We start from the raw sequence: 9,672 nt of genomic DNA, 5'->3' as shown, positions 1-9,672 counted from the left end.
GTCCTCGGCCAACACGAACTGGATGAAATGCTAGCCTCCCGCGACACCCTCAACCGGGATATTCAGACCATCCTGGATCAGCAGACCGATGACTGGGGCATCAAGGTCAGTAATGTGGAGATCAAGCATGTTGATCTGAATGAATCGATGATCCGAGCAATCGCAAAACAAGCGGAATCAGAACGTGAACGGCGGGCAAAAGTGATCCACGCTATGGGTGAACTGGAAGCCTCAGAGAAACTGCGCGAAGCGGCCGCCATTTTGTCGGAACAACCCAAAGCACTGCAACTAAGGTATCTTCACACCCTCACCGAGATAGCGGGCGAACACAGTAACACTATCGTTTTCCCTCTGCCGATTGATCTGTTTAACACCCTGAAAGATGGCGTAAGCGCAGCAAAAAAATAGCAGGATGGAGACTGCACATTAGACGACAGATCACATACCATCCCTGTTACCCACAGGTAAAATCACAGGGATTGCGCTTTGCAGCAGATCATCGATCACAGCCAGACCGTTACGCTAACCGATAGTATTCAGCGTTACCAAAAACCCCCACCCGCCCTGCCTCTGCTGCACGTCAGCAACCAGAGTTGCGAGGCGGTTATTGCAGTTCAGGGGGCACACGTACTCCAGTTCAAGCCCCAATCGACTACAGAACTGCTCTGGCTCAGCCCTAACGCCATCTTCGCCGAAGGCACGGCGATCCGCGGCGGGATTCCTGTGTGCCTGCCCTGGTTCGGCGTGAATCAAAAAGATCCTTCCAAACCGAAGCACGGTTTTGTACGCAATCAGGACTGGCAGCTAAGCGAGATTCACGAACCAGATCCGAACACCACCAAACTGGTCTTTACGTTCGAATCCGGTACTGAGGATCGGGCGCTGTTTCCGTATCCCTTTACCGCCCAACTGCAGATAACACTGTCGAATGAGATCGAGATTACACTCACGCTCCACAATCACTCAGATTCGGATGCAGAATTCAGCTGGGCCCTGCACAGTTACCATCCGGTTGGCGACCTGGCATCAACCGCCGTTGCAGGGCTCTCGGGTCTGAACTATCTGGATAACCTGCGGGGACTTAAACCCACGCTTCAGGACGGCAATATCCGCTTTAACGGCGAAGTCGATCGTGTGTATGAATCCGTACCCGTCTCCCAGCAGATCCTGGGACAGCCCGCCATCACCATCAGCGGGCACAACTGCGAGACGGCTATTGTGTGGAATCCCGGCGCTGAAAATGCAGCGGCCATGAGCGATGTTGGAGAAGGGATCCATCAGCAATTTATCTGCTTAGAAAGAGGCGCGGCATTTGGCAACAGCTGGGTATTGGCACCGGATGAGAGTAGGCAGGCAACCCTACAGATCACCGGGACATCTTAGACTGAAGATCTGTTACCCTCTGGATAAACTTTCTGATCACACTAAGGAGCTTGTATGTCGATCAGCAATGCGGTCATCAACATCACCAATCTGCGGTTACGCACGTTTATCGGATTTAATCCTGAAGAGATGACCAAGCAACAGGACGTTGTGATCAATATCGAAATTCACTACCCCGCGGAGAAAGCGATGACCAATGACGATGTAGAAGCCGCGCTCAACTACAAAGTCATCACCAAAAAGGTCATATCCCACGTGGAAGCCGGGCATTTTAAACTGCTGGAAAAACTGGTGTCCGATGTACTCGACATCTGCAGTGAACACGACTGGACCGAATACGCGCGGGTCACGATCGATAAGCCACACGCATTGCGCTTTGCCGATTCCGTCTCATTGTCACTGGAGTGGCGGAAGTAACGATCAATGATCTCGCGATAGATCAGGTACCCTCCTGACAGGTTGTGTTGAGCATCATAGTGCTCGTCACAACCTACCCATTGAGATCCTTTAACAAGGCAATTCGACTCTGATCCGGCATATCCATATCGACATAGTATCCGGGATGGTCAACCCCCATACGCACACCCGTTTTTGCATTCTTAACAGATTTCAGCACCTTCGGCGGCAACTCGAAACGTAAAAAATGCACGCTGGATGTCTTCTCTTCATTTTCCCGTTCCAGATCTTCATCGGCGATCGCGTAGACAGGTTCATAACCGTTGACGCGTATCCACAGTTTACGCTCCACACCGATCAGTTCAGCCAATGCGTTACGGCGCTCATCCACATCGCTGTATTCGATCAGCATGGTGGCTTTCCAGTTACTGCCGTCAGGTATCAGAGGATTGTAGGTATCCAGCTCTTCCTGAATCGCATCCGCTTCAAAAATCCGTTCAACACGTAGCATCTCCTGAATCTGATACTGCATGGTCAGACGATCCTCGAATAATAAACGAATGTGTTCGCCCAGCTGAATCTGACGACGGGCTTTGTGGGTCATAACATCACGTCGGAACTGATCACGGCAGGCGGCATACGCCTCCAATGACAGCAGATCATCACGTGTAAGTTTGTTCATGCTCAACACTCCTCAGAGCCCATAAGCTTTGTGCAGCAAACTGATAGGATGCTGCGAACCTTCTACCGTCTCACTCAAACGCGCAATATGACTGCCTGCCATCGGGCAGTCACTGCTCAGGGTTGCCCCTTCAGCCGCTTTCACCTTACGGGCAACCGGCCGTCCGATCTTCACGGCGTTATCGTGGGTTTCCACTTTGACTGCATAGGTACCATCATGACCGGAACAACGCTCCAGCACATTGACCCGGGTGTCGGGTATCAACTGCAATACATCACGGGCTTTATAGCCGATGTTCTGCACCCGCAGATGACAGGCCACCTGATAGCTAATATCACCCAGTGGATTTGAGAAATCTTTGCGTAACAGCCCCGCTTTGTTGCGTAACCAGAGATATTCAAAGGGATCAAAAAACGCCTGCTGCACTTTTTTTACCTCCGGGTCATCGGGAAACATCAGGGGCAGCTCCTGCTTAAACATCAGGACACACGACGGCACCAGCGCGGTCAGATCGTATCCCTGATCCACCAGATCAGCCAACACAGGGATGTTGTCTTCTTTGGCACGTTCTACCGATGCCAAATCGCCCAACTCCATCTTGGGCATACCGCAGCAACGCTCCTTCCCGACCAGTTTCACTTGAATCCCGTTGTGGTGGAAAACATCCACCAGATGCTCACCCAATTCGGGGCTGTTGTTATTGCCGTAACAGGTCGCGAACAGGGCGATCTTTCCACGGGTCTTGTCCGTAGCCGTGACGGTAACTTTACGTAACTCAGTCAGTTGAGAGGTCACCCGTCTACGCAGGGTTTTTGAATCAAACTTAGGTAACACCGCCTGATGGTGAATCCCTATGCTCTGTTCCATCAAGTTTCTGGCCCAGCGCTGTTCGTTCAGCGCATTGATGGTGACGTCAATCAGCGGGATCGTTACCCAACGCCCCACTTGATCGGTGTTGGTTAGCACCCGGTCGCGAAAGCTCGCCCCCTGATCTTTGTACTTCACTGCTTTTGCCCGCAGCATCAGGTGGGGGAAATCGACGTTCCATTCATGCGGCGGTACGTAGGGACATTTGGTCATGTAACACATGTCGCAGAGATAACATTGATCAGCGACCTTCATGAAGTCCATGGGATCAACACCATCCACCTCCATGGTGTCGGACTCATCAACCAGATCAAATAGCGTCGGGAAGGCATCACAGAGGTTCACACAACGCCGGCAGCCATGGCAGATATCAAACACCCGCGCCAGCTCATGATTAAGATCATCGGTGTCATAAAAAGATTCATTCTTCCAGTCCAGCGGATGGCGTGTAGGTGCGTCCAAACTGCCCTCACGGTCAGGCGATTTGCTCATACCGTTGTTCTCGCTGCCGGAAATCAGCGCAATGGTCTTGCCCTGATTTCCAGGTCAGAGTTAGTCCAGTGCATCCAATGCTTTCTGGAAACGATTGGCGTGGCTGCGCTCTGCTTTCGCCAGTGTTTCAAACCAGTCGGCAATTTCGTCGAAACCCTCTTCCCGGGCCGCTTTCGCCATTCCCGGATACATATCCGTATACTCGTGGGTTTCACCGGCAATCGCCGCTTTCAGATTGTTGGCGGTCTCGCCGATTGGCAGACCCGTTGCGGGATCCCCCACCTCTTCAAGATAGTCGAGATGGCCATGCGCATGACCGGTCTCACCTTCGGCGGTGGAGCGGAAAACAGCTGATACATCGTTATAGCCCTCGACATCGGCCTTAGCGGCAAAGTAGAGATAACGACGATTGGCCTGAGATTCGCCCGCGAATGCATCCTTCAGATTTTGCTCCGTCCTGCTACCTTTGAGAGACATAGTCACTCTCCTCTATCAGTGAATCAAGACAGCTCAACTTAATGATAGATAGGCATATCAAAGGAGTCTAAATAGAGAATCTTTATCTGATCTATTGAGTACCGCTATGACCAAAATATGATCCGCATGCAGGGAAGGGGTGGTGGCAGCTAGGGTCATCCATAACCGACGCTGCCACCGGGGTTAAACTTCTGCGGGCTCGTATGTCTGAACGACAATGCTGGCGAGATCCGGCGTCGGGCGGCCAATATGATAACCCTGTGCATAGGTAATGTTGGCGGCTTCAACCAACTCCAGTACCTCTTCGCTCTCCACAAATTCAGCGATTGTTTCCAGATTCAGTTCCCTGGATAACTTGGCGATGCTGTTCACAAACGCCATATCGCGCTTATCGCTGGCCATATTGGCGATAAATTCACCTTCAATCTTGACGTAATCAATGGGCAGGTGCTTGAGGTAGTGGAACGAGGAGAATCCTGAGCCGAAGTCATCAATCGCCAGCTTAAAGCCTTCATCTTTAAGGTTGACCACAAACTGCTCCAGCATCGAGATACTTTTCACCGTATCGCGTTCAGTGATCTCAAATACGATGTTACCCGTATTGATTTCGTACTGCCGGGTTAAGCGTTTAACCTGCTGGATAAAGTCACTCACCACAACTGCACGAGGTGACATATTGATAAACAACAGCCCCCTGTAATTGATCTCACGCGCCGCCGAAAACGCCTTCTCCATGACGATATAATCCAGCGCGTGAATTTTATCCATCGACTCTGCGATCTCGATAAACTCAGCCGCTTTCATCAAACTATCATCCGGCAGTTCGATACGACTCAGTACCTCCACTGCAGTGACTTGTCCATTATCAGTGCGTTGGATGGGCTGGAAGACCGGGATCAGTTTTCGATGCTCAATGGCATGCTTCACCAGCAGTGTTTTCTCGCTCATATCTTTAAAGATATTCACAAGGTCATGCTCGTCCGGTACGCACAAACGGTCCTTACCGTCCTGCTTCGCCCGATACATCAGGTTATCCACAAACATGAACAGATCTTTCTTACTCTGGGCATGATCAGGATAAATACCGATACCAATTGATGCCGTGATCTTCAGCTCCGCCCCGGAACTGTGCTCAACCGAGAAGCAGCGGATACGATCCAGCAACATCCGCCCCGCCTCCTCGGCACTTTCCAGCGAGGCTTCTGACAACATCACGACAAACTCGTCACCGCCATAGCGGGCCACGACAGCACCCTGCTGAAAGGTCTTTTGCAAACATTCAGCGAACATTTCTAACAGCTTATCGCCCCAGCTGTGACCATAACCGTCATTGATCGATTTGAAGTTATCCAGATCAATCATCAGCACAGCCACTTTGTAATCGTGACGAGCACAACGATCCAGCTCATATTCCAGCAGTTCCCAGAACATCCGCTGATTGTATAGGTTGGTCAGCGGATCCCGTGTTGCGTAATACTCCAGATCGTTGGTGTATTTGTAGATCGCCCGTACCGAGCCCACAACGTTCAACAGGGTCGATAGCACACTTTCCAGTACCAGCAACTTGGTCTGATCCCGGATGATTTCGGCTTGCACCCCAATCCCGACGATGCCGCCAATTTTCGGCGTATCTACGAGCAGGGATTTACACTGCAATTCGATGCTGTCCTGATCCAACTCGATCAATTCACCCTCTCGACTGGCAATGTTGTGACGCACATTCAAGCCAGCGGAGTACAACTGCGAGTCACTCTCTTTCAAGCGGCGGATCACCGCTTTTTCCATATTGTCCTGGGTTTCCTGACTCGCCGGACGTAACCAGAAGATCTCCAGATCAAAAAGTTCATCATCCACCTTAAAGATGGAGAACATCGTGTGCGCATCAATCACCTTGTTGATCTCAAGTAGCAGGTCACTGACGTACTCTCGCCAGTCCCGAACCACTTCAGAGGTGATCACAAATTTTTCCAGCAACCGGATCTCAAATTCCAGCAACTCTTTATCCACCGCCACATGACGCAGTTTGGTTGCCAGCGTGCCCACCTCATCGTAAATCCGCGCCAGTTCATGGAAGGCAAGTTTTGAACGCTCCCGTTCTAACTTCTCCAGATCCGCTATCGATTCAACCGTCGCCACACTGGTCGTCAGCTGATTAATTGACTCATCGACCCGGCGGGTGAGCGAACGTACCGCCAGAAAACCCAGCAACAACGGCAAGGGTGCGATGAGCAAGAGGTTATAAATTAGATTGGTTTTAGCTTGAGCAACCGTCGCCGATAACTCTTGTTGAACTTCGATCAATCCCAACGATTGCCCCAATATGGCATTGGTATGGCACGCCAGACAGGTTTCTTTCGCAGTTAACGGGTAAAGGTAACGGCTGGAATCATCCACTTGCTGGGAGAGGGCCTGGCCTGTACGGATCGCCTCTTTCAGGCTGTCATCCATCGCAGGTTGTTCGATATGACCAAATAGCTGATCAACAACAGGTGCCCGATAGAGCGTCACTTTAAGATCTGACTGAGCGTTATCCTGTTCCATCTGACCGAGAAATTGCTCGAGTTGCTGACGACTCCAGCCCTGGCTCATCACCAGATACATAGAATTGAATGTCTGCCGAGCGACACGTTCCGCAATCTCGTTAGCATTGTCACGAATACTGCTGGTAAAGGCGTGGCTGGCAATTAAAAAAATCACCAGAAATCCGAGTGCCGAAAACAGCAGGATCCATCTCAGGAGATAGGTTTTGATAGTACTGCGTTTGGATTGCATTTTGTTTTAATTTTCCACCACAAAACAGAAAGCGCACTTAAACGTAGCACAAGACCACTGTTTTAAAAGAAAATATTTAACAAAGTCTAAAAAACCGTGGCGAGATCAACATTCATCTTGTTTGATTTCTTCATTTTGCTTGACCAAAACTCATTCAAACAAACGTTTACTTCAACCTAGGCATTAGCAGGCAAAAACAAACAGGCCCCTGAACAGGGGCCTGGAAGGATGTCGAGCGCATCGACGCTCAACATGCAATTAAACAGGTCAGATTAGATCAGTGCAGATCCAATACATCCTGCATATTGTAGATCGCGTTTTCTTTACCGTTAACCCAGCGCGCTGCACGCACTGCACCTTTAGCAAAGGTCATACGGGAACTGGCCTTATGTGTAATCTCGACACGCTCGCCTTCAGTCGCAAACAGGACCGTGTGATCACCCACCACGTCACCCGCACGAATGGTTGCAAAGCCGATCTCTTTCTTCGGACGTGCACCGGTCTGACCTTCCCGACCATAAACTGCACATTCTTTCAGATCACGATCCAGCGCATCAGCCACTGCTTCGCCCATGCTCAGCGCGGTACCTGACGGAGAATCCACTTTGTGATGGTGATGGGCTTCGATAATTTCCACATCGTAGTCGTCACCCAGCGCTTTTGCCGCCATGGCCAACAACTTGAAGCACAAGTTCACACCGACACTCATATTGGAGGCAAAAACACCCGCCAACTTGTCACCGTAGCTATTCAGCTCATCGCGTTCAGCATCGCTCAAACCCGTCGTGCCGATTACGATCTGTTTACCGTTTTCAGCACAGAACGCCAGGTTTTTCAGTGTTGCTTGCGGAGCGGTGAAATCGATCAGTACGTCGAAATCATTTACTGCATCGGCCAGGTCACCGACGATGTTCACGCCCAGCTTACCAACACCTGCTACTTCACCCGCATCGGCACCAATCAGAGAGCTGCTAGGCTCGACAATCGCCGCACCTAATTCAACGCCTTCCGCCTGCTGGATCGCTTCGATATTGGCCTTACCCATACGTCCGGCTGCACCGGTCACTGCAATTCTGATCATGCGATTCTGTCCTGATTCATTGCCGTTTAACGCGGCTTATTCTTCGTTCGGAATATTCTGGTCCATATCCAGCGCGGGCTTTTCGCACCCTGCGCTGCCCACTATCTTCGCAGGCACACCTACGACCGTCGTGTGGGGAGGCACATCTTCCAGCACTACCGAGCCACCGCCTACTTTAGCGCCAGCACCTACTTCAATATTGCCAAAGATCTTCGCGCCGGCGGCAATTAATACGCCTTCACGAATCTTCGGATGGCGGTCACCGGATTCTTTCCCGGTCCCACCCAGTGTCACGTTCTGCAAGATCGATACGTCATTTTCGATGACGCAGGTTTCACCCACAACAATACCGGTCGCATGATCGAACATCACACCACGACCAATACACGCCGCTGGATGAATATCAACTTGCAAGGTGGAGCTGACACGGCTCTGGATATACAAAGCCATCGAAGTACGTCCCTGCTTCCACATCCAGTTTGCAATGCGGTGAGCCTGAATAGCATGAAAGCCCTTCAGATAGAGCAGCACCGTTGAAAGCTTACCGATAGCGGGGTCTCGCGTCCGTACAGCACTCAGGTCGTGGCAGACCGACATAATAATCTGTGGATCAGATTCATACGCCTGCTCGATCAGTTCGCGCAACGTAACAGCAGGCATCACTTCATCTGCCAACTTCCCCGCCAGCAGGTAGGAAAGAGCCGATGCCAGATCACGATGACCAATAATGGTTGCATGGAAGAAGCTTGCCAGAAACGGTTCATTTTCCGCTTCAAGACGTGCTTCTTCCTGAATTAATGCCCAAAGCGCTTTGGGTTCTAGCGGTATGGAGGTCATGACGCCCTCATAGTGTGACCAGAAAACAGTATGGGCCACCAAAGCGGCCCATCACTTAGGTCATATCTTCAAAAAACTTTTTTACGGAATCAAAGAAGCCGTGTTTTTTGGGTGAATGCTTGCTATCACCCTGCTCCATCTCTTCCTGAAACTCTTTCAGCAAGGACTTCTGACGACTGCTCAGGTTCACAGGTGTTTCAACAACTGCACGTACCAGCAAGTCACCAACCGAACCGCCGCGAACAGGTTTCACACCTTTGCCACGCAATCGGAACAGTTTGCCGGTCTGAGTTTCAGCCGGAACCTTCAGTTTCACACGGCCATCCAGCGTCGGCACTTCCAGCTCTCCGCCTAATGCGGCATCGATAAAGCTGATAGGCACTTCGCAGTATAGATGCTTACCATCACGCTCGAAGATCGGATGCGCAACAACATTCACCTGTACGTAAAGATCACCGGCAGGTCCGCCATGCGTCCCCGCCTCGCCTTCGCCCGCCAGACGAATACGATCACCCGTGTCCACACCCGGTGGAATCTTCACAGATAAGGTTTTAGTTTTTTCAATGCGCCCCTGACCGCGGCAGTCACCACATGGATCAGAAATCACATGGCCTTCACCTCGACAGGTTGGACAGGTTTGCTGAACAGAGAAGAAACCCTGCTGCATACGCACCTGTCCCATACC

General features: G+C 51.1%; 10 protein-coding genes. 3 read left to right on the top strand and 7 right to left on the bottom strand.

Annotated features, from left to right (window positions below):
* The 3 genes from ABYW01_RS07140 to folX all read left to right on the top strand — a co-directional run.
* The coding region (locus ABYW01_RS07140; RefSeq protein WP_372831796.1) for an SPFH domain-containing protein at positions 1–408 on the top strand (408 nt) is incomplete at its 5' end.
* A 78-nt stretch (positions 409–486) separates the two neighbouring features.
* Positions 487–1,383: a D-hexose-6-phosphate mutarotase gene (locus ABYW01_RS07135; RefSeq protein ID WP_372831795.1), complete on the top strand. Its 897-nt coding sequence runs from the start codon at positions 487–489 to the stop codon at positions 1,381–1,383.
* A gap of 54 nt (positions 1,384–1,437) precedes the next feature.
* Positions 1,438–1,800 carry a dihydroneopterin triphosphate 2'-epimerase gene (folX, locus tag ABYW01_RS07130; RefSeq protein WP_372831794.1) on the top strand — a complete coding sequence of 121 codons (363 nt, stop codon included), beginning with the start codon at positions 1,438–1,440 and terminating at the stop codon, positions 1,798–1,800.
* Between the two features lie 73 nt (positions 1,801–1,873).
* On the opposite strand, the gene ABYW01_RS07125 is transcribed toward folX, so the two are convergent.
* The 7 genes from ABYW01_RS07125 to ABYW01_RS07095 all read right to left on the bottom strand — a co-directional run.
* Positions 1,874–2,461, bottom strand: a complete 588-nt coding sequence (locus ABYW01_RS07125; protein ID WP_372831793.1) for a DUF3501 family protein — start codon at positions 2,459–2,461, stop codon at positions 1,874–1,876.
* A 12-nt stretch (positions 2,462–2,473) separates the two neighbouring features.
* A complete protein-coding gene (locus ABYW01_RS07120; RefSeq protein WP_372831792.1) occupies positions 2,474–3,820 on the bottom strand; it encodes a heterodisulfide reductase-related iron-sulfur binding cluster in 1,347 nt (448 codons plus the stop codon).
* A 60-nt stretch (positions 3,821–3,880) separates the two neighbouring features.
* Positions 3,881–4,297: a rubrerythrin family protein gene (locus tag ABYW01_RS07115; protein WP_372831791.1), complete on the bottom strand. Its 417-nt coding sequence runs from the start codon at positions 4,295–4,297 to the stop codon at positions 3,881–3,883.
* 183 nt (positions 4,298–4,480) lie between these two features.
* Positions 4,481–6,994 carry a putative bifunctional diguanylate cyclase/phosphodiesterase gene (locus ABYW01_RS07110; protein ID WP_372831790.1) on the bottom strand — a complete coding sequence of 838 codons (2,514 nt, stop codon included), beginning with the start codon at positions 6,992–6,994 and terminating at the stop codon, positions 4,481–4,483.
* A gap of 352 nt (positions 6,995–7,346) precedes the next feature.
* Complete coding sequence (dapB, locus tag ABYW01_RS07105; protein ID WP_372831789.1) at positions 7,347–8,150, bottom strand: 4-hydroxy-tetrahydrodipicolinate reductase; 804 nt, start codon at positions 8,148–8,150, stop codon at positions 7,347–7,349.
* A gap of 36 nt (positions 8,151–8,186) precedes the next feature.
* The gene (gene cysE / locus ABYW01_RS07100; protein ID WP_372831788.1) at positions 8,187–8,987 is read right to left on the bottom strand and encodes a serine O-acetyltransferase; all 801 of its coding nucleotides are present in this window, start codon (positions 8,985–8,987) and stop codon (positions 8,187–8,189) included.
* A gap of 55 nt (positions 8,988–9,042) precedes the next feature.
* A partial coding sequence (locus ABYW01_RS07095) for a DnaJ C-terminal domain-containing protein (RefSeq protein ID WP_372831787.1) occupies positions 9,043–9,672 on the bottom strand: 630 nt, incomplete at its 5' end.

Origin of the sequence: Pontibacterium sp. (assembly GCF_041587635.1) — a bacterium.
GTDB lineage: Bacteria > Pseudomonadota > Gammaproteobacteria > Pseudomonadales > Balneatricaceae > Pontibacterium.
The sequence above is the reverse complement of the archived record's forward strand: the minus strand, read 5'-3'. Positions and strand labels throughout refer to the sequence as shown.

Bases quoted from the DNA above. Each gene is read 5' to 3' on its own strand.
- folX (WP_372831794.1), top strand. From the start codon at position 1,438: ATGTCGATCAGCAATGCGGTCATCAACATCACCAATCTGCGGTTACGC.
- ABYW01_RS07125 (WP_372831793.1), bottom strand. From the start codon at position 2,461: ATGAACAAACTTACACGTGATGATCTGCTGTCATTGGAGGCGTATGCC.
- ABYW01_RS07120 (WP_372831792.1), bottom strand. From the start codon at position 3,820: ATGAGCAAATCGCCTGACCGTGAGGGCAGTTTGGACGCACCTACACGC.
- ABYW01_RS07115 (WP_372831791.1), bottom strand. From the start codon at position 4,297: ATGTCTCTCAAAGGTAGCAGGACGGAGCAAAATCTGAAGGATGCATTC.
- dapB (WP_372831789.1), bottom strand. From the start codon at position 8,150: ATGATCAGAATTGCAGTGACCGGTGCAGCCGGACGTATGGGTAAGGCC.
- cysE (WP_372831788.1), bottom strand. From the start codon at position 8,987: ATGACCTCCATACCGCTAGAACCCAAAGCGCTTTGGGCATTAATTCAG.